The sequence below is a fragment of the Priestia sp. GS2 genome (assembly GCF_036409025.1).
Lineage (GTDB): Bacteria > Bacillota > Bacilli > Bacillales > Bacillaceae_H > Priestia > Priestia aryabhattai_A.
In genome coordinates this window covers 1,845,704-1,866,357 of record NZ_JAZGJX010000001.1, presented here as the reverse complement: position 1 = coordinate 1,866,357, position 20,654 = coordinate 1,845,704, and the positions used below count along the sequence as shown (strand labels likewise).

General features: G+C 36.6%; 21 protein-coding genes. 12 read left to right on the top strand and 9 right to left on the bottom strand.

Annotation, left to right across the window (positions count from 1 at the left end; all coding sequences use genetic code 11):
* The first annotated feature begins 109 nt into the window (after positions 1–109).
* The gene (locus V2145_RS09770) at positions 110–1,237 is read left to right on the top strand and encodes an ATP-binding protein (RefSeq protein ID WP_330987638.1); all 1,128 of its coding nucleotides are present in this window, start codon (positions 110–112) and stop codon (positions 1,235–1,237) included.
* Positions 1,238–1,265: 28 nt separating this feature from the next.
* Here V2145_RS09770 and spoIIP read toward each other — a convergent pair whose 3' ends face one another.
* Positions 1,266–2,453, bottom strand: a complete 1,188-nt coding sequence (gene spoIIP, locus V2145_RS09765) for a stage II sporulation protein P (RefSeq protein ID WP_330987637.1) — start codon at positions 2,451–2,453, stop codon at positions 1,266–1,268.
* Positions 2,454–2,583: 130 nt separating this feature from the next.
* The gene (locus tag V2145_RS09760; RefSeq protein WP_330987636.1) at positions 2,584–4,155 is read right to left on the bottom strand and encodes an RQC-minor-2 family DNA-binding protein; all 1,572 of its coding nucleotides are present in this window, start codon (positions 4,153–4,155) and stop codon (positions 2,584–2,586) included.
* Positions 4,156–4,369: 214 nt separating this feature from the next.
* Here V2145_RS09760 and V2145_RS09755 point away from each other — a divergent pair, with 214 nt between their 5' ends.
* Positions 4,370–4,885, top strand: a complete 516-nt coding sequence (locus V2145_RS09755) for an SMI1/KNR4 family protein (RefSeq protein WP_131886782.1) — start codon at positions 4,370–4,372, stop codon at positions 4,883–4,885.
* Between the two features lie 12 nt (positions 4,886–4,897).
* On the opposite strand, the gene V2145_RS09750 is transcribed toward V2145_RS09755, so the two are convergent.
* Positions 4,898–5,407 (bottom strand): GNAT family N-acetyltransferase, encoded by a 510-nt coding sequence (locus V2145_RS09750; protein WP_286175208.1) that lies wholly within the window; start codon positions 5,405–5,407, stop codon positions 4,898–4,900.
* A 174-nt stretch (positions 5,408–5,581) separates the two neighbouring features.
* Here V2145_RS09750 and V2145_RS09745 point away from each other — a divergent pair, with 174 nt between their 5' ends.
* Genes V2145_RS09745 through V2145_RS09735 form a run of 3 tightly spaced genes read left to right on the top strand, consistent with a single transcriptional unit; the run spans position 5,582 to position 8,181 of the window.
* The gene (locus tag V2145_RS09745) at positions 5,582–7,048 is read left to right on the top strand and encodes a sensor histidine kinase (RefSeq protein ID WP_330987635.1); all 1,467 of its coding nucleotides are present in this window, start codon (positions 5,582–5,584) and stop codon (positions 7,046–7,048) included.
* A 14-nt stretch (positions 7,049–7,062) separates the two neighbouring features.
* Complete coding sequence (locus V2145_RS09740; RefSeq protein ID WP_131886779.1) at positions 7,063–7,749, top strand: response regulator transcription factor; 687 nt, start codon at positions 7,063–7,065, stop codon at positions 7,747–7,749.
* A gap of 18 nt (positions 7,750–7,767) precedes the next feature.
* Entirely contained in the window at positions 7,768–8,181 is a 414-nt protein-coding gene (locus V2145_RS09735; protein WP_434223164.1) for a GNAT family N-acetyltransferase, read from the top strand.
* Between the two features lie 45 nt (positions 8,182–8,226).
* Here the strand turns inward: V2145_RS09735 and V2145_RS09730 are convergent, their stop codons facing one another.
* Positions 8,227–9,876, bottom strand: coding sequence for a SulP family inorganic anion transporter (locus V2145_RS09730; protein ID WP_131886777.1), 1,650 nt, complete (start codon positions 9,874–9,876; stop codon positions 8,227–8,229).
* Positions 9,877–10,136: 260 nt separating this feature from the next.
* Between V2145_RS09730 and V2145_RS09725 the strand changes: the two genes are divergently transcribed.
* The 4 genes from V2145_RS09725 (at position 10,137) to V2145_RS09710 (ending at position 13,298) form a co-directional block, all read left to right on the top strand.
* Entirely contained in the window at positions 10,137–10,544 is a 408-nt protein-coding gene (locus tag V2145_RS09725; protein ID WP_094910007.1) for a MerR family transcriptional regulator, read from the top strand.
* A 5-nt stretch (positions 10,545–10,549) separates the two neighbouring features.
* A complete protein-coding gene (locus V2145_RS09720; protein WP_094910008.1) occupies positions 10,550–11,695 on the top strand; it encodes an MFS transporter in 1,146 nt (381 codons plus the stop codon).
* A gap of 137 nt (positions 11,696–11,832) precedes the next feature.
* Positions 11,833–12,132, top strand: coding sequence for a TIGR04104 family putative zinc finger protein (locus V2145_RS09715; protein WP_094910009.1), 300 nt, complete (start codon positions 11,833–11,835; stop codon positions 12,130–12,132).
* Positions 12,133–12,497: 365 nt separating this feature from the next.
* On the top strand, positions 12,498–13,298 hold the full coding sequence (locus V2145_RS09710) for a YihY/virulence factor BrkB family protein (RefSeq protein ID WP_094910010.1): 801 nt from the start codon (positions 12,498–12,500) through the stop codon (positions 13,296–13,298).
* A 28-nt stretch (positions 13,299–13,326) separates the two neighbouring features.
* Here V2145_RS09710 and V2145_RS09705 read toward each other — a convergent pair whose 3' ends face one another.
* The 3 genes from V2145_RS09705 to V2145_RS09695 form a co-directional block, all read right to left on the bottom strand.
* The gene (locus tag V2145_RS09705; protein ID WP_131886775.1) at positions 13,327–14,496 is read right to left on the bottom strand and encodes an MFS transporter; all 1,170 of its coding nucleotides are present in this window, start codon (positions 14,494–14,496) and stop codon (positions 13,327–13,329) included.
* Positions 14,497–14,653: 157 nt separating this feature from the next.
* On the bottom strand, positions 14,654–15,412 hold the full coding sequence (locus V2145_RS09700; RefSeq protein ID WP_094910012.1) for a TrmB family transcriptional regulator: 759 nt from the start codon (positions 15,410–15,412) through the stop codon (positions 14,654–14,656).
* A gap of 266 nt (positions 15,413–15,678) precedes the next feature.
* Positions 15,679–15,807 carry a hypothetical protein gene (locus V2145_RS09695; RefSeq protein ID WP_256993251.1) on the bottom strand — a complete coding sequence of 43 codons (129 nt, stop codon included), beginning with the start codon at positions 15,805–15,807 and terminating at the stop codon, positions 15,679–15,681.
* 283 nt (positions 15,808–16,090) lie between these two features.
* Between V2145_RS09695 and V2145_RS09690 the strand changes: the two genes are divergently transcribed.
* The 3 genes from V2145_RS09690 to V2145_RS09680 all read left to right on the top strand — a co-directional run bounded on the left by V2145_RS09690 (position 16,091) and on the right by V2145_RS09680 (position 19,906).
* On the top strand, positions 16,091–17,722 hold the full coding sequence (locus tag V2145_RS09690) for an McrB family protein (protein ID WP_094910013.1): 1,632 nt from the start codon (positions 16,091–16,093) through the stop codon (positions 17,720–17,722).
* The gene (locus tag V2145_RS09685) at positions 17,676–19,400 is read left to right on the top strand and encodes a DUF2357 domain-containing protein (RefSeq protein ID WP_330987634.1); all 1,725 of its coding nucleotides are present in this window, start codon (positions 17,676–17,678) and stop codon (positions 19,398–19,400) included. The genes V2145_RS09690 and V2145_RS09685 overlap by 47 nt, the downstream gene beginning before the upstream one ends.
* A gap of 107 nt (positions 19,401–19,507) precedes the next feature.
* On the top strand, positions 19,508–19,906 hold the full coding sequence (locus V2145_RS09680; protein WP_094910015.1) for a DUF2750 domain-containing protein: 399 nt from the start codon (positions 19,508–19,510) through the stop codon (positions 19,904–19,906).
* Positions 19,907–19,918: 12 nt separating this feature from the next.
* On the opposite strand, the gene V2145_RS09675 is transcribed toward V2145_RS09680, so the two are convergent.
* Positions 19,919–20,044 carry a hypothetical protein gene (locus V2145_RS09675; protein WP_330987633.1) on the bottom strand — a complete coding sequence of 42 codons (126 nt, stop codon included), beginning with the start codon at positions 20,042–20,044 and terminating at the stop codon, positions 19,919–19,921.
* A gap of 97 nt (positions 20,045–20,141) precedes the next feature.
* On the bottom strand, positions 20,142–20,594 hold the full coding sequence (locus V2145_RS09670) for a YndM family protein (RefSeq protein ID WP_131886773.1): 453 nt from the start codon (positions 20,592–20,594) through the stop codon (positions 20,142–20,144).
* Between the last annotated feature and the right edge of the window lie 60 nt (positions 20,595–20,654).

Below are 20,654 nucleotides of genomic sequence, written 5' to 3'. Positions count from 1 at the left end.
ATGTGATTTTTGAGAATTTTTCTAAAAAAAAGCGACTAAAGATGGTGTACCTGAAGTAGTAAAAACTTTATAATAAATGTAAAAGAATCCAAAGCTACGGGTGATTACAGTGAATAAAGTTGTCAATAAAGATGCGCTGACAGATATACTTCAAATAGCCATTAACCTCATTAAAAGTCGCACGGTTTTTATCGGCACGCTTGATGACGTGTTTTCAATTATGAAAATTGTAAATAGTGAAGGTGGAAGTTTACTCCATGAGGGATTAACGTTACCAATTGAGCTTTCAATTTGTAATTTGGTAACGTGTGAAGAGTCATTAGTTATTTCCGATACAAAGTGTGATGTTCGAACAAAGCATTTGCAGGCCATTTATGATGCAGATGTAGGTTCTTACTTAGGTGCACCAATTGTATTGGAGAATGGCAAACTCTTTGGAACTCTATGCGCAGTAGATCCGAATCCACAGACGTTTACAGAGCAAGAAGTTTCATCAATTAAGCGTTTAGCAAATGTACTAGGCACCATCATTTCTCAACAGCAGCAGGTCATTGTGCCAGAGTTTGAAGAGAAAATGCAGCACTTAGATAAGTTAGCGCTTGTAGGTCAACTTGCTGCTGGGTTAGCCCATGAAATTAGAAACCCTATGCAGTCAGTAAAAGGCTTTATTCAATTTCTATTTGAAGAACATAATGAAACGAGCAGTCATATTAAAGATCTTGTATTAACAGAATTAAATAGAATGAATGAGTTGATTAGCGATTTTTTACTAGTGACGCAGCCCACTGCGCCTAAAAAGTCACTAACGTCCATTACTGACGTTATGCAAGCAACGATTGGTGTATTGCAAAGTGAAGCAAACCTACATAATATTTCTATTTGTTTGGAAACGGACGACTATGTGCCGAAGCTGTGGCTTGATGCTTCACAGATGAAGCAGGTGTTTTTAAATATCATAAAAAATGCTATTGAAGCGATTGGTCATAATGGGAAAATAGGGGTTTATGTTCAAAATAAAGGGGATATCATCTGTTTGTTTATAAAAGATAGTGGTCCTGGTATTCCTTTGTCGATTATTAATAAAATTGGAGATCCTTTTTTTTCAACGAAAGATGAAGGGGTAGGGTTAGGTCTTTCTATTTGTCAAAGTATTATTAAAGAGCATCAAGGTTTTATGAGTATTGCAAACGATTATGAAGGGACGGTTGTTAGTATTCAACTACCCGCTACAACATAAGAAGAAGCTGCCAAAAGGCAGCTTTTTCTTATGATTCATTTCCGCTAACCTTTTCAGCATCCCAGTAAAATTCACTGAGAGCATCTGCTAGCGCTTTTACGGTATTTGTTAACTCTTCCATATTGTTATCAACGCCTCCAATTTCAAGGAGAATAGCATTAGTGGATAAATCTTGGTTGTAAACTCCGTTTCCACTCGCTTTACTTTTACCGAGTACACCACGACTTAATCCAGGATATTTCTTTTCTAAGCTTTCATGAAGCGCTTTTGAAAGCTTTAAGTTTTGCTCAAAGTTTTGATTTTCCTTCCCTAATACAAACATGACGCGTGCATACGGTTTATCATTAATTTCAATAGTTGTATCTTTTTTACGAAGGGAATCTCGATGCAGGTCAATAAGATAAGTTAAATCTTTATTATTAGCCATCGCTTCTTGTACGATGGTACGAGACATTGCATAAGAGCGAGGTGTTTTCCATCCTTTTTCATTTAGCTTTGCACCGATATTGGTTGTATCGACTTCAGCTCCAATACCTTGTGATTCTAGCTCTTTTCCGAGCATTTCACCGACCATGCTAATATTGGTTTTACTATCCGTCGCTTTATCAGCATTAGAGGCGCCTTCTAACCCTAATAAAGGCAAATAGGACTCCCAGCTGTGCGTGTGATAGATATAGACAACTTTTCTCCCATTTGTTGTGTTGGCTGGAGGCTTTTCTTCTTGGTCTTGTTCCTTTTCCGTCGAAGGCTGTTCAACTTTTTCTTTGGCTACTTCTCTTTCTTTTAACACTTCTTCAATTGGAGGAGCGGATTCTTTTGGGAAGTTTGTAAAATTAGTTCCTTCACCCGCAATAATTAAATTTGAGTCAAAAATGCTAAAACCTGGAATTTCAGAGCCGAATAAGCTTCGTGCATCTTGCGTCCGTATGCTAGTAGAAAGTTCTAGTAGAGTGGAAGATAAAGAAGGTGTAGAAAAATTTTCGTCAAATGCTTTCTTAAAGTGCTGGTTTTCTTGACTCATTAAATAAAATAAGCTTTCCGCTTTATGTTTTGATAACGTCTGATACACAATTGATGAATGAAACTGCTCTTTGAATGCGGAGTAGCTTACTACAAAAACTGCCGAAGAAATGAGTACAACAACGCATATAATGACCATAATCATTCTATATGTGAGAACAAAAAAGTTAGCACGATTATCGTTACTAGATTTCAATATCGCTTACTCCCTTCAAGAACGCTTTTGAATCTAGTAACTAGTTTATGAGGATTAAGAAGGAAATATGAGGACATTTTCTAAAATAATAGAGTAATTGCTAGAAAAAATGCTAGCTAAACCAAATCGGTTAGCTAGCAGAAGAATGTTTACCTTGCAGCAGTTGATAAATTTGCTGACCTCTAGGAGTCAGTGTAAAGCCTCGGCTGTTCTTTGTTATGAGTTCTAAATGTTGAAGCTGGTTAAATACTGCTATAATATGCTTTCTCTTCACGTTTTTTAAGAGCCCGTGTGCGTGTAGGTCTGTTAACCCTTTTTGACGCATGCTGTTTGTAGATTGGCCTTCAACTATTTGAAAATAAACTTCTTGCGCTTGAGAATCCTTTAGTAGATCTATTAGCTCTAAAAGCTTATAAAAAGACAGAGAAGAAAGTGGTTTCTTTTGAACCATTATCGGTGCTTTTAAAGATCCCTTTTGAATCTGCTCTAATTCTTGTTTATACATAGTTGAAAACTCATCGAGCTGCTGATGGATGACATTTTCATTTAGTAAGGCAACATAGTCTTCCATTGTTTGAAATAATGCAGTCTGAGATTCAACGTTCCACTTAGAGAAGTGGGGTAGTGACAGCTCAATTTCTTCGTTGATAGGGATATCAAGTGTAAGTAAGTCATTCATAAAAGCAAGAAATGGAGGCTCGTCTACATGATTAGAATGCAATGAAAACTGCTCAATTTGTTGAATTGTTTGGTTAATGTTCGTGATTACTAAACGATAATTCTCCGCTGCTATTTTCCATTTTTGGAGCTTACTCATTTTACAAATCAAGTCGTTGTTTTCTTTCAACAGCTCTTTGAATAAACGCTGCGTAGTGGCGAGGCGTTTGTTTGCTAACACGATATGAAACTCCTCACTTAGCGTAACGCAATCATCGATAATATGATAGGTTAGGGATAACCCTAAAGAGGAACAGTGAATCAGCAACGCTTCTTGGTCAGGTACGATTTGAATGATGCTTTCGTTTACACATGTTTTTATCCCGTATTCAAAAGCCTCATAAGAAAGCGAACGGAACGGTCTTAAACCAACTTCTAAACGGTTGCGAAAGTGCGCAACTTTTTCGGGGTTGTTCATTAAAAATAACAAAGGTGAGTTCTCACACTTTTCCATGGCTTGAATTGCTTCTTTGTTACGATTATAAAGTGAAACAAGCGGATGATCAAAAAAGCGACTGTTGACATGAAGCAGCCATTCTTCACGAGATGAATCGTGAATTCTCGCGCAAAACATATATTCTTTTACCAATTTTGAGAGGTAGCTATGTAGTTCTTCCTTAGACATGTTGCTAAAGTTCTCAGGGTAAAATTCATGCTCATGAATCGGGACACCACGATTTTTGTTGTAATCTTTCCATAGAAATGACTGAGGTTTCCAAAGGTGTGGATAAATTGTTTCCATTCTATCAATCGGAATAGGAAAACCGTCAGCTGAATTATTGTATAAAAATGAATTAAGAAGTAATTGTTCATCTATTGAGTACGTTTGAAGAGCTAATGAAACAGCTTCATTTAAACGAGTGAGCAATGCTTTTGTTTTTTTAGTGCTCAGTGAACGAACCGTTTTATTTTTGCGACCAAGCGGTATAAAAGTTAGCTGCGGATAGTCTTCAAACTGAATCGATAAGTTTTCAGGTACTGCCATTATCGTAACTCCTTTCTTGTAGCTTGTATTGTAGCTATATTTTCGTAAAAGAAAAAGTTTTGATGTGTTAATTCGGAATATTTTTTCATGGTTTAAATAAAGAGAAAAGTATATAACGTTAACTGTATTTATAAATGAAAGAAGGAATTAAGAACCTATTTGTGTAATTAGTGTATGTATGTTTTTTTGTTCAATCCAAAAATAGGAGGATCTTATGGTCAAAAAAACAATAAAGGCGTTAAAGCAGAGGCTATGGGAAAATAACGATGTAATTGAAGTGTATAAAGGAAATGGAGAAGTTGATTTCGTCACGTGCACATTTTACGAGGGTTTAGTAGAAGAAGCAATTCATCAGTTTGAACAAAAGCATACGTATGTTATGCCAAAAGACTACAGAGAATTTTTAAAGGAAACGAACGGCTGTCGCTTATTTGAACCAACTATAGAAGAAAAAAGCATTGTCTTATACAGTTTGGAAGATTTGGAGGGGCAATGTAGTGAAGGCTGCATGATCATTGGAACTTTGAATGACAAAGAGGTTTTACTTCGGAGAGAAGAAGCAAGCGAGCACTCAGTCATAATAAAAAGCAAATATGAGCCGGTTGAGCAAGCAGTGAACTTACATATGACTTTTGAACAGTGGTTTGATCGACTAATAATGAGCCAAGGGAATTTATTTTGGACGTGGTCTGTTCAGCTAATTCCTGTACGAATTAAACGATTTCAATGACAAAACGTGCTGCTATGAGCGGCACGTTTTGTCATTTGTCAGATCATAGGTATATAAAACATCTTCTAGAAGTACCCCTTCAAATTCATGAGGGTGTGTTTTTACAAACTGTGCTCCTTGACGTTTGTAAAAGTTGATCGCGTGCGTATTCTTTCCCAACGCCCAAATATCAATTGACCGAACTCCTGAGAAATAAAGGTCTCTTTTGATAAAGTCCATTAACAAGGTGCCAATTCCTTGACCCTTTGCGTGATCTGAAATGTATAACGCAACCAATTCACCTTTATGTGATGAGTCGCTGTACGGTTCGTATGCACCAAAACCAACGATATCTTGCTTATCGTCGAAGGCTGCCACAACAGAAGTCCCGTCTTTCTGTAAAAAAGTGCTCCATTTTTCCTCGCTGTCTTGATAGGAAAGCTTTTCTAAATAAGAGTCTGGAATTAGACCATGATAGGTGGTTTTCCAACTATCAGTATATAACGTTGAAATGCTGTGTATATGGCTGAAATTAGCTTTCATTAGCTGCAATGTGTGACCCTCCGTATACAAAAATGAATGAATAACATGAATAAATTGTAAATGAATGTAATATTAGACCATATTAAGAGATTCTTACTTTTTTTTATGATATGGTTTAATTATCAAAATAGTTTAATAATAATTTCTTTTTCAGCAAGAAGAAAGGATGTGGACATGTCATTAAAGCTTCGCTTTTTATTAACCTATCTTAGCATGGTTTTGGTTTTTGTGCTTTTACTTTTGCTTTTTGGATTTTTAGTGTTCTTTTCAATTACAGGAGATGCTAATTTTTTGCAAAAAACATACTCAAATGCATATGTATATAAGCTCTTAACACCGGAAGAAGAAACCACATTTCTAAATGTAAAGCTGCTGAGTCAAGAAGACCCAAACCAACTTCTGAATCAACAACTAATCAAAAGCTATGAACAAGAAGGCATTGATATAATTGTCAGAAAGAATGAAGAAGTGACGTACTCATCGTTTGCTATAAATCGACGAACAGTGCACAAAGAGCTGCCGTATTTTAATGAAAAGAGTACAAAGTCAGCTACATATGAACAAGATATTATTCGAATTCAAAATAAGTTTTATTCATATATCAAATTGGATTTTTACTTCCCCAACCGCGATGAAGGAAGCGTTTTGGTTTTACGAAGCATTAGCCCTTACGTCGGAATTGTTCATAAAATCTTTCCGTTTTTATTTATTTTTCTTTTGCTTTTATTCGTTGTGATTATTGGTTTTGTTAACTATGTTGTGTCTAGAAGCGTTATTAAGCCAATTTATACATTAAAGCGAGCTGCTGAACGCATTCGTCAAGGAGACGTTCATTTTTCAATACCGTACAAGCATAATTCCAAAGATGAAATAAACGAGTTAACCAATTCTTTTGAAGAAATGAGAAGAAAGCTGCAATCATCTATTGACCTTCAAGTTCATTATGAAGAAAACCGTAAGCAACTGCTGTCAAGCATTTCACATGACCTAAAGACGCCTATTACATCAATTATTGGTTATGTTGAAGGGATACAAGACGGCGTAGCCAACACACCTGAAAAGCTTGAAAAATATCTATTGACCATTTCGACGAAAGCAAAGGATATGAACAGCTTAATTGACGAGCTCTTTTTATTTTCTAAGTTAGATTTACATGAAGTACCATTTCATTTTGAAACTGTGAGTATTAATGACTTTATGGAGAGGCTTAACCAGGAGCTGCAATTTGAATTGGAAGAAAAAGGAGTGTTGTTGCATTTTTATACTACGCTTTCCAGAAGAGCGTATGTAAAAGCAGACACAGATAAGCTGCGGCGAGTAATAATGAACTTAATTACAAATAGCATTAAATTCATGGATAAAGAGAACAAGCGTATTGAGCTGATGCTGAGTGAAAACGAAAGTGAAGTAATTGTAAGAATAGTAGACAACGGGTGTGGCATCGAACCAAGAGCGCTTCCATACATATTTAACAGGTTTTATCGAGCTGAAGAATCGAGAAGTACGCAAACGGGAGGAAGCGGTCTGGGATTAGCAATTGCCAAACAAATTATTGATTCACATGGTGGATCGATTTGGGCAACAAGTACATTACATAAAGAAACAAGCATCTATTTCTCTTTGCAAAAAATAACTAAATAGAGGTGATAGTAAGAGTGAAGCGGATATTACTAATTGAAGATGAGCCCAGTATTGCAGAGCTACAGCGTGATTATTTAGAAATTAACCAGTTTGAAGCCCATGTTCAGCATAGCGGAGAAGAAGGGTTAGAAAGAGCTTTGAACGAAGAGTTTGACCTCATCATTTTAGATATTATGCTCCCAAAGCTAAACGGGTTTGAAGTGTGCAAACGAGTTCGGGCGGTAAAAGATATACCTATTTTACTTGTATCAGCTAAAAAAGAAGAAATTGATAAGATTAGGGGTTTAGGGTTGGGTGCTGATGATTATATCACAAAGCCGTTTAGCCCTGGAGAGCTTGTAGCGAGGGTCAAGGCTCATTTATCTCGCTATGAGCGCTTGAGCGAGCGCAATCATACAAAAAAACGAATTAATGTTCATCACATTGAATTGGATAAGCTAGCTCGTCGCGTCTTCGTTTATAATCAGGAAGTAACATTTACCACAAAAGAGTTTGATTTATTATTATTTCTTGTTACTCATCCAAACCAAGTACTTAGCAAAGAACAGCTGTTTGAAAATCTATGGGGATTTGACTCGACTGGAGATATTTCAACGGTTACGGTGCACGTAAGAAAAGTGCGTGAAAAAATTGAACAAAATCCTGCTCAGCCTCAGTACTTAGAGACAATTTGGGGAGCGGGATATCGGTTTAATATTTAAGGGGGAAAGAAATTGCGAGTGAGAACAGCTACCACATTAGATTATCCAGAACTGCGATTTATTTATCTGAAATCTCGCAGTCGTCACTTTCATTGGTTGAAACCTGAAGTCCTTCAGCTTGAAGATTTTGATAGGGATACAACAGGTGAACATATATTAGTTGCTGAGATTGATCGTAAAATAGCAGGATTTGTGTCTTTGTATCTTCCTGATAATTTTATTCACTGCTTGTTTGTACATCCCGACTATTCAAGGAAAGGTGTTGGAACAGCGTTATTAGATGCATCCATTCAAAACATGAATACGCCACTGCGTTTGAAGTGCGTATCAAAAAATGACAAAGCACTACTGTTTTATAAGAAAAATGGGTGGGCGCAAGTGGTTGAGGAAGGACCGATAGAGGAACGTTACTGGGTAATGGAGTACCGATAAATAAAAAAACGAAAAATCCACGAATATGGATTTTTCGTTTTTTGTTTAAGAAGAAAATGCGGGTTGTTTTGATTTGTTAGCATATGGCTTACTCTTTGTATGAAGGAAAGATTGTGCGTAATCAAGAGCTTTACTTGCTTGAGAAAAAAAGTGCTGTTTACCAATTCGGTCATAAAGACCTGTTTTAAGAAACATTTCTTTTGGCTGAGCATCTAGTCCTGTAATTAATAACGCTCGGTTATCCTCATCAAGCCTTTGATGAACGTTTGAAAGTAAATCTTCGCCTGAGGTGTCAATAAACGAAACTTGCTCCATTTTTAAAATAACAACGTCTGCATTCGATTGAATGATACTATCAGTTGCTTCTTCTAATCGTTCAGCTGAGCCGAAAAAGAGCGACCCTTCTAGCGTGTACATTTGAAGCTGGGATTTTTCATCATCGTTGTTTGTTTGTGAAACATGAAGTGATTGACTCATACGCTTGACAAACATAATAATGGCAAAGAGTAATCCTACGCCAACACCTGTTGTTAAGTCGAAGAATACGGTTAGCAAGAACGTGATTGCTAAAACCGCAGAGTCTGCAGTTTTTGTTTTGAAAATATGAGCAAATTCTTTTCGTTCGCTCATATTAAAAGCAACGACCATTAATACAGGTGCCATACTTGCTAGTGGAATATGAGAGGCATATGGTGCTAATACCAACAGAACGATTAGTACAACGAGGCCATGTACAACTCCTGAAATAGGTGACGTTCCTCCGTTACGAATATTAGTTGCTGTTCGAGCGATTGCTCCTGTTGCGGGAATACCTCCAAACAAAGACGTGGCCATGTTAGCAATTCCTTGTCCTACAAGCTCTTTGTTGCTGTTGTGTTTTGTCTTTGTCATACTGTCAGCTACCATAGCTGATAGAAGTGATTCAATTCCGCCAAGCATAGCGATTACAAGTGCTGCTGGTAATAGCATAACAATGGTATCAACTGTTAATTCAGGCCACTTAAAAGCAGGGAGCTCATTCGGAATTGGACCATAGGTTGATCCAATAGTAGCAACCTTGCCTTGAAAAAAAAGAACGGCAATCAAGGTGGAAAACAGAATGCCTAACAATGCACCAGGAACCTTTGGAATAAATTTGGGCGCAATAAGGACAATTACTAAACAAATAATAGCTATTAGTATGCTATAAATATTGATAGCAGATAGGTTTGTGATAATTTCCCACATGCTAAGGTGAAAAGTCTCATGTTTTTCTATATTGTGTAACCCTAAAAAATTTGCAATTTGTCCTGAGAAGATAATAATTGCAATACCGGCAGTGAAACCAATTGTCACGGGCTTTGGAATGAATTTGATAAACTTTCCAAGCTTAAGAAGGCCCACAATAACTAAGATAATTCCTGCCATAAAGCCAGCTATAATTAAATTCTCATAACCATATTGCATGACAACTCCTAACAAAATAGGAACAAATGCACCTGTTGGACCTGCAATTTGGAACCGGGATCCCCCCAATAAGGAGACCAAAATCCCAGCAATAATCGTTGTATAAATACCATATTCAGGTCGGACGCCAGAAGCAATGGCAAATGCCATAGCTAAAGGGATTGCTACAATACCCACCACGAGTCCAGCAATCAAATCTTTTTGCAAACGTTCTGCGCTATAATCTTGAAATCTAGTCGCCTTTTTCATTTGAGTATCCTCCTTTTATGTAATTGGTAGACGAGTTGTTCTAAGTTGATACACTTAGTCTAAAGAGCAATCGTAAAGAAAGGTGAAAAGAATTATTAAAAAATTCTTAAAAGAGGGCAAAAGTTATCTAAAGTGAAGAATGAAAATATGCTTAAAATTATAATTAGGTAAAATCAATATATTGACATTAACGTTAACGTCAGGTATTCTTATATAAGTAAAGTTAACGTTAACGTTAACGTCCTGGAGGTTTATTGTACATGTACAAAATTGATGAAGTAACAAAAATGACAGGTTTAACAAAACGAGCAATTCGCTACTATGAAGAAATAGGGTTAATTTTGCCACCCTCACGTACTAAGGGAAATGTTCGACTCTACACAGAAAACGAAATAAATGAGTTAAAAAAAGTTGCTGAAGCGAAGGAAGTACTTGGCTTTTCCTTGCAAGAGCTTCAAGAATTTATGTCGTTAAAAAGAACGATTGAACAAGCAAAAAGAGATCAGAATGTCTCAGCTCAAGATGTATTGGAAATTGAAAATATGATCCATACCCAAATAGAAATGATTATGTATAAGGTCGATAAGATGATGACATTTAAACAAGAATTAGATGCCATGCATAAACGAGCTAGAGATATTCGAAAACGAAAGGAACAAGAGGAGTGACGCGTGTGGAACAACAGTATTCTAAAAGCCGTGTTGGTCAAATCATCACGGTTTTTGCTACGTTTTTAGCATTTATGGGAATAGGAGTTGTGGATCCAATTTTACCGGAGATTGCGGCTCAAATAGGAGCTTCTCACTGGCAAGTTGAAATGCTATTTACGTCATACTTATTAATGATGGCTATCATGATGATTCCAGCTGGTATCTTAGCTTCCAGATTTGGAGATAAACGCTTGATGGTTACAGGGCTTATTATTGTAACAATATTTGCTGCGCTCTGTGGGTTGTCGAGTAATATTCCACAGCTATCAATTTTTCGTGCCGGTTGGGGATTAGGTAATTCATTCTTCTTCGCAACTGCTATGACGCTGTTAATAGCCCTATCAGGCGAAGTGAAACAAGCAGTTGGAATGTACGAAGCAGCCATTGGATTAGGCATGGCTGGTGGACCACTGGTTGGTGGTGTACTTGGTAGCTCTTCATGGAGACTACCGTTTATTGGAACTAGTATTTTGATTTTTATTGCATTTATTCTTGTTTTAACAATCGTTAAACAACCTGCTTCTAGTAAGCCAAGAAAGGCAGCAGGCTTTAAAGATATTATTCAGCTCTATAAGTGTAAGCCGTTTACTCAAGGTGCACTTTCTGGAATGCTTTATTATTATGGCTTCTTTACCGTGTTAGCTTATACACCTCTTATCTTGCCGATTAGCGCTTTGCAAATTGGGTTTGTCTTCTTTGGTTGGGGGTTATGCTTAGCTTACGGATCTGCTATTTTAGCTCACAAATTAGAAACGAAATATCAGCCGAAACAAGTGCTCCATATTAGCTTGATTATCTTTGCTGTTATCTTAGCTTTACTATTTGTAACGGATAATACGGCGCTGCGGATTGTTCTTGTTATGCTATCAGGCTTAGTATCAGGACTAAACAATGCACTATTTACAAGCTACGTTATGGAAGTATCACCGTATGAAAGAGGAATTACTTCAGGTGGATATAATTTCCTTCGTTGGTTAGGAGCTGCGTTTGCCCCGTTATTATCAGGTGTAATCGGTCATGCAATAGCACCTCAAGCACCTTTTTTAGTTGCTGCTATTATTGCAGTTGTTGCGTTTATTATCATGAAAGTGAAAGTAAAAAAAGTTTAAAAACAATAGGTTAAAAGAACTAAGAGAAAGGCTGGCTAGCCTTTCTCTTTTTTGACTAACTTTGAGGGAATTAAAAAATAGTGTATAATAGAGACGAGAACGTAAATTTTGTTCTAGATTATAGGAGTGTGATGCGAGTGGCCACCTGTAAGAACTGTGACCATAAATGGAATTGGAAAACGTCTGTTAAAAAATTATTAACGCTTCGAAACGTAATGAAGTGTCCACATTGTGGAGAAGAGCAGTATATGTCCGCAAAATCTCAAAAAAGATTGTCAATCTACTTATTTACACCTCTGATTCTCTGGCTTATCTTATCCGTACTTAATTTCCCTCTACAAAGTGTAATGACGGTTACCGTTCTCGGATTTGTTGTTTCAATTATGATGATGCCTTTTTCATACGAGTTAAGTGATGAAGAAGAGCCGCTATGGTAAAGCTCATGTCTACATGAGCTTTTTTTATGCCTACTAATAAAAGTTACCATCGTAACAAAGTCTAATACTAAAGGCAGCCAGCTAACGGAAACGCGCCTTCAAAAAAGAACCATCTAGTCCTAAAATGTTTACAGCATATGAAAAAAGGGAAAATAATTTTATGTTTTTTATGGCTAATGACAGACCAGTTAGGCATTTATTTTAGGAATTTCAGCTCATTTTCAAGTCTGGGATGATCTTATATGCTTCTTTATTCGTTTAGTTAAGCGTAGCGGGTAAATATGTTACGAAGAAATAAGTAATGAAACATATTTTGATTTATTATACTAAAGCAAAGTGCATGTACAAAAAGAAGGTGTATACAAATGGTAGTTCAAACATCAAAAACGGTCTTGCAGCGCTTTTTTTCAGAGCGTTTTTTTGACCAAGCAGCCCAAACAGCATACTATTTTTTATTGTCCTTTATCCCATTCATCATTTTTTTATTTTCATTGCTAAGCTTCTTTCCCATTGACACCAATAATTTATTGGTGCTTATTCAGCCCTTTGTGCCGGAAAGTGCATACGATATTATTGAAAGATCCGTTACGTCTGTTTTAAACCAAAGCGGAAAGAAATTATTGTCTTTTAGTCTTATTGCTACGTTTTGGCTTGCTTCAATGGCAATTCAATCTCTTGTACGTTCTTTAAATGATGCGCATCAAATTCAGCGTAAGCAAACTTTTCTTCATGCATTAATCAATGACTTGATTTTGACTCTTGGCTTTATGATTATTGTATCATTATCGCTTTTTGTCCCAATCATAGAGGAGATTTCGCGACATTTTATCGTAACAAAAGTTAAGATTCCAGATTTTTGGTATACAAGTTGGACCATTATTCGTTGGGGAATTGGTACGAGTTTTCTGCTTTTATTCTTTGTCTTTTTCTATAAAATGGTGCCGAGTGCCAAAATTGCATGGAAAGAAGTATTACCAGGAGCTATCTTTGCAACCTTAGGCTGGCAGGTGGCTTCAACTGGATTTTCGTATTACGTGAAGTTTGGTAGCTATTCTGAAATATATGGTCAATTGGGGAGTATTATCATCTTAATGATTTGGTTTTATTTAACTGCTGCTATTTTATTAATTGGAGGGCTAATAAACGGTCATCGCTATCAACGATAAAACCCGCTGCTACAAGCAGCGGGTTTTTCTATTTACTATGAATAGAGCTGGTAGAAATACTTGGGCGCGTTACAGCGATTACGGTTGCGAGTAAACCTAGTAAAACTAAAATGGACCCGACCCAACCGTTAAATAATGAGGAATAGCCGTTAATAATTATTCCGCCCACATAAGATCCTGCAGCAATTCCCAGATGTGAAATAGCAACATTTGTACTGATTAAAACATCTGGGTTGCCCTTTGCACTTTGAATAATTAAATTGTTCTGAGCAGGTGAAACAGCCCAGCTTAGAGCGCTCCAAACCGTCATTACAATTAAGAACAAAATAAAAGGAAGCTTAACGGCAAAAGGAAGAGCGACCATGCTTAGAAAAAAAGCACCGATGATTCCAATGACGGCAGTAGGTGCTCCAAGCTTATCTGAAAGAACGCCACCCAAACCTCCACCTGCTACGGCTGCTAATCCGAAAATTCCGTATACAAGGGTCACCATTCCGCTTGATAACCCAAATGTTTCTTGTAAAAATGGCGTGAAGTAAGCATATAGCGTTAAGTGCCCGGCTAATACAAAAAAGGTTGCGATATGAATGGACAGCATTTTTGTATTTCGAAGTGCATTAAGCTGCTGCTTAATCGGTACTACTGGAGCAGGTTCTAAGCGCTCCATGCTAATTGCAACAATAACCATAATAACCGCTGTTAACAGCGCAATTAAAATAAAGACTTCACGCCACCCAAACGTGTTTCCAATGAAAATGCCAATTGGAATTCCAAGTACTAACGAAGCGCTAATACCCATAAATACAATTCCTAGTGCTCTGCCTTGGTATTCCGGTTTCACAAGGCGCGATGCCATTGTAGTAGATAATACTATAATGAACGAACCGCTCATAGCAGCTAATACGCGAGAAACCATCAGCATGGAGTAACTCGTACTAGCTAGCGCCACGATATTACTAAGTAAAAAGATAAATAAAGCCCATAGATACACTTTTTTACGTTCAAATTTTGCCGTAATGTTTAACAAAACTGGTGCTGAAATCGCATAAACAAGAGAGAAGATGGAGATTAGATACCCAGCCTTTGCAATTGATACTTGAAATGAACTTGCGATGAGGTCGAGAATGCCGCCTAAAATGAGCTCAACAGTTCCTACAACGAAGGAAGCAATCGCAAGTATGTACACTTTATGATTCATAAATAAAACTCCTTCTAATAAAAGTTACAACTGTAATAGTAACTTTTATTTCATCTTCTTTCAAGTGTAAAATAAAAAAAGATTGCTTTTATGCAATCTTTTTTACTTTACGTTTATTATGGAGTAAGCAAGTAACGTCGGAGAGCTAGGGTGACTACTAATAGCGAAGGCGAGTAAGAAGTCGCATAATCGTTTCATCTTCCAGCAGCTGCTCTTGGTATTTCTTTGTGATATAGGTAAGAGCGACATCGTGATAAAAAAAGTCGGTAAATACTTTAACAAGTGGCTGAGAATTTGTCTTAATAGCTTTCCAAGTCTCGTTTTCGATTCCTGCAAATAGCAAAGACTGTTCATCCACGATAACGAGCTGAGATGGTTCTAGCTTTTCATGGTGTTCCATGGGATGAAGGGTACTCGTATTTTCCAAGGTCGTTCGCAAGTCTCCAATTGTTAAGATTTCAACCGAAACTCCTTCTCTTTCTTTCTCTTCTAATAAGGGGCGGTAGTGCTCAAGCGTTGTATTCCAAGCCGATAGTAAAATCGAATGCGACGCATCTTGAATGAGTTCATCAATCGTGGCTATAATAGTTGCTTCATCTTTTAGTGTCCACACGTGATCATCTTGACTAACCTTTCTTATCTTATAAGACTGCAAATCGCGAATATCTTCTTCAAACTCTAAGCTTAATTTTTTAATAATGACATCAAGTGATACAGCGGAATAAAACTTTTTTTTACCTGAAAGAGTGTTTAATACGACACCTTTTTCAACGAGTTTATCTAATACTTCATAAATCTTTGCTTTTGGTACTTGAGATGCACGAACAATAGCCGTTGCGTCCAACGATTCTTCGCTCGATACAAGCGCTTCATATACCTGACTTTCATATTGAGAATAACCGAACTTTTGTAGCATAAAACCTCCAAGAGTCTCTAGTAATAAGTTGTATGTATTTTATTATAACAAATCTAGTTTACAAAACCATGTTGTTAGCGGGAATAGTGCGATTATTATCTGTTTTTTGCATAAATTGTTTGAGATGAAAATACTAAATGATGTATATTACATAGAATGTATATTGAGTAGTGTTCAATTAATCCTCTTAAAAATGGATGAGACACAAGGAATAAGAATGAATCCTTTCATGAATCTCTAGACGCACGCCTTGTTATAGCAGGATTTTATTCATGACTTTTAGCTGTTGAGTGTCTTACTTTCCCATATAAAAATTGAATGCCGGCATAAGTAAAGATAACAATACTACCTAGTAGTAAAACGACGCATGCGCCTGCTTGAAAAAAATACTTCAATCTAAATCTCTCCTTTAACTCTTTGTTTTCTATTTAAAATCTAAGTAGCGAATGTAGTCACATTAAATAGAAGACTATTTTTGTATCTCCATTATAAAAGAACGTACTAATCACACCCTACTACGGGAGCTTACAGTTTTCTTACAGAGCTGTAAGGAAACAAGGGTTCATAACATTTCTCTAATTAAAGCGCATACTATATAATAAGGATAAGAAAATACTGGAGAAAACAAGCATGGTCTTTTGGCGATGCTTTTATGTATAGAAAAGGAGGAATGAGTCGATGAGTTTACGAGAACGATTGCTATACGTTGCTGAAAATTTTTCTGCAAAGGAAAGCGATGCTTTGCTTTCTCACGAAGTCGACAATATGCTAACGAGACGAATTCCACTTTCGCTTTATAAGCTTTCTGAAATTAACCGCGAAGAATTCAAAATAACCGGGATGCAAACTGCGTCTTTTCCATACATCAGCATATTAGATAAAAAGAGCGTAACAGGCCTTGCGATATCGTATGTGCTGAGTGAAGATGGACAGAGGCTATACCTTGTTTTAAAAAGGGAAGAAGAGGATGCACCTACTATTGCTGACATTCGCTTTTATACTCCTGAGCATGAACGAATAAAGAAGGATCATTTATTGATGATTGGCACAAGTAGTTATGCAAAGAATTTTGAAGATAACGTAGCGTTATACGTGCCTTATCACATCGAAGACTTTGCAACTGATCGTCAGCTTTATGAAGATCTGACATTATTTATTGAAATCCACCGTCAGTTTTTAAAAGCACACGGAATGAGCAAAGAGCTTTTATCGGACAAAGATGTAATAACTCACATGAAAGAATATATCAAATCACAAGGCTTTACGTATGAAGATGAGGATTTAACAAACATTTATTTGTCACTAAAAACAAAGCCGTTTATCATTTTGTCAGGCATGAGCGGAACAGGGAAAACCAAACTAGCGCAGCTACTAGCAGAAAGCCTTGGCGCAACGTTTGAAAACGGAAGGTTAGCTCTAATTCCTGTTAGACCAGACTGGCATGATGGTTCAGACTTGCTTGGTTACATTGACCTTAGAGGTGATTTTCGAAAAGGAGCCTTCTTAGGAATTGTGCAACAAGCCATTCAACATCCCAGCTATACATACGTGGCAATATTGGACGAGATGAATCTAGCCCGTGTTGAACATTATTTAAGCGACGTGTTAAGCGTAATAGAAAGTCGAAAGTGGCAAGAGCGTAAAATTAAAACAGCACCGCTATTACCAGGCCACAGAATGTTTCGTGATGTATATATACCTCCTAATTTATTAATTGTAGGTACGATTAATATGGATGAAACGACTCATTCATTCAGTCAAAAAGTGTTAGATAGGACTAATACCGTCGAGCTTAATACAATTCACCTTGATTCTTTTGAAAGTCTTACACAGGATTCTATAGTTACGGCAGGAGTTGAAACAACACAGATTCAAAGTATATATATTCATTTAAAAGATGCGTACGTTGAGCATGCGGAGTTGATCCATGAAGTTACAAATGAATTAATGTCTTTAAATGAATTATTAAAGCCTATTGATTGTCAAGTTGGTTATCGGATGAGAGACGAGATTTGTTTTTATATGATTTATGCCATTAAAAGTGGCGTGTTTACGTTTGACCAGGCATTTGATTTTCAGCTGCTACAAAAAATAGCTCCACGCATTAGCGGAGGTGACGCATACACGTTTGAAGTGTTAAAGGAACTATACTATTACTGTACCAATACGTTTGTTGATCAAGATATTGAAACAGCTGTTATTGAAGCAGAACGAATGCGCTTCCCTCGCAGCGCGAAAAAAGTAATGGAGATGATTAGAAGGTATGAGGCATTCGGATATACATCATTCTGGACAAATACCGTTCGTTAAAATTACAACGAAAGACTGTGCGATCACTATTAGCGGAAAAGTTGAAACGCTTAATAAAGACGCAAGCGAGTCGATGTTCTTTTCTTGTACAGGGCAAGATATTGAAACGGTGGAGGTGTATCATCCTGAGGAGGGAGAACATGTACAAAGCTCACCTCTTCAGCCTTTATTTTTTGAAAATGAACAGTATGAAGTAATGGTTGTGTTAAAGGGGAAAAAAGAGCTGTTTTTAGTAAATGAAATGACAGGTATTAAGCAAAAAAGTCGTAATGTGTATGGAGAGGGACAGTCAATTTTGTTCAGTACAATTTTTCTGCAAAATGAAATTGGCTATACAACGTTCCACGTTATGAGCGGGATAGAAAAAATTATAGCGTTTACGCTAGAAATATTCCCTATCAAAATGGACTATAAAAGTGATTACCTTTCTATGGTTAAATCCATTAATCAATCAACGTATGGGATGGCTTACAAATTGATTGGCAATACGTATTTAGAAGGTTCTTTGGATTTGACAGTTAAAGAAGGAAATTGGCTGGAATTTTATCATGTTTTATCTCATCACTTTCAACCTTTTATGAAATATATTAACCAAATAGAAAAGCAGCCAACACGCACGATTTTAAAGGAGAAAGAGTTTATGAGAGGAGACCAGCTCAAAAAGCCAGATAGCTTATCAATAGGATACTTGCGTAAACACCCTAATTATTTCGTACCTGCTAAAAGAGGTATCCGTTTAAAACGGAATAAATATGTAATACCGAACAAAGCCATTGGCACAAGTAGAAGCGACACGGTAGATACGCTTGAAAATCAAACGATGAAATGGATGTTAATGACTGTTGAGAATAAGCTAGAACAGCTTTTTTTCCACGTTATGAATCGAAAGGAAGAGTATCATGGTTCCATGGTGAAACGGAATATGATAGAAGAAATTAATCGCATGCAGCAAGCTGTAAAAACAGTTCACTCCAACTTTTTTTGGAAACAGATAAGTACTAAATCAGTCTATTCAATAGATCGTCGTATTCGCCAAATTCCTGTCTATAAAGAAGTATGTAAGTACTATATGATGTTAATGCGAGGAATTACATTGAATGGAGAATTTTATACGCTATCTCTGAAAAATACGGCGTGGTTATATGAATATTGGGTTTATTTACGAATACGTGATCTACTTCAGACACATGCGACCTTAATAACACATAACAGCATAAAAATGATAGAAAATGGGCTGTTTATGAATACTGGAGCATCACACCATGCATTTGTTTCAAACAGCGGGAAGCGTATTTATCTTTTTTATCAAAAAGAATTCAGATCAAAGTACACCACTACTCAAAGGCCGGATTTAGTATTGGCGTTTGAACAAAGCAATGGAAAATACGAGAACTATGTTTTTGATGCCAAGTATCGGGTACAGCGCAAAAATCACAAACTTATTCCTAAGGAAGAAGATCTAAATACGATGCATAGATATCGCGATGCTATTTTAAATAGTGAAAATGAGCGTATTATTCAAAAGGCGATTGTATTGTTCCCGAGCAATGATAAATCTTCTGCAGACCCTTTTCTTCAAAGTGTTGAAAAAGTAGGGATAGGAGCGCTCCCTTTCTTACCGACCAATGAAAGCATAGTAAAAGACTTTATCTTAGGTCTTTTGACCAAATTTAACTAGCATATACTTTAAAAGAAACGTAAGGCTGCACCGTTTTCTCAACCAATCTATATACTGAAAATAAGTTCAATTGAACTCCTTTAAAAAATAGAAAATGGAGGGGAACAATGATGGTAGAACAATCAATATTTCAGCAATTAGTAAATGCTTCTGCTCATGATCGCTACACGTATTTTATCGAGCAAGTAATTAAATGCAAACGAGTTTGGATTGTTCTTGATGAACATAATCAGGTAAAGATGACTGGAAATGATGATAACAAGCGGTTAGTACCCGTATGGCCTTGCAAAGAATATGCACAGTGCTGCTTACAGCATGCACCATCTGGTTGCAGAGTCATTGCTATTTCTCTTGATACATTTATGAATGAACTCTTACTAGGTATGAAGAAAAAGGGCATGTTATCCTCTGTATTTTGGAATGGGTTAGATACCATTATTATCGGTGTTGATCAGCTATTGTTCGACTTAGAGTGGGAAATTGGAAAGACAGAGATTATTCATTAACCCTTTTAGGTCTTAGCGATTTTTATAGTTAGATATAGGACCTTTAGATTGTTTTGGATTTAAATTCTTCAGCTTATTTTTGAGATAATCCTGTAGAATTTTTCGCTTTTTCTTTCGCTGTTTGTCGCGGTTTTTCATAAGTAATCACCACCTTCCTTTACTTTTATTATACGTAATAATTAGTATTGGTCACTAGTCAAAATAAAAAAATAACCGAAAAGCGTTTGCTTTTCGGTTATTTTTTTTGAGGATCATGAATATCTGAATCATGTTCTTCTGCAAATTCGGTACTATATGCAAATCCTTTTCGAAACTCTGTTCTTTTTACAGAACGCGTTCGATTTTGAAAGAAATGCGCTAGTGAGTAGCGGTGTACAAGCACTTCAACACCAGTAATAATCGTTGCTGATAAAATGCTTCCCCATGCTATTTGCATATAGTTATTCAATAAAATTGTCCCGAACACCCATACGCTCATGTAGGTTAAGATGAAATCAAAAGCAGTAGCTGCTTTATTACCTAAAGCAGGAAGAATAATGCGATCACCTAATATGTAAGATGCAGCGGTTACAAAAGCGCTAAACGATAAAATGTCAACAAACGTTGCATCGAAAAATAAGTCTAGTCCAATGGCGAATGCAATTATACATGAAATGAATTTTACGACGATAATGGAAATGTGCTTCATGTGTTTTATAAACCTACCTTTTCTTCTTAGTATGGACGAAGAATTATTTTTTATACAAAA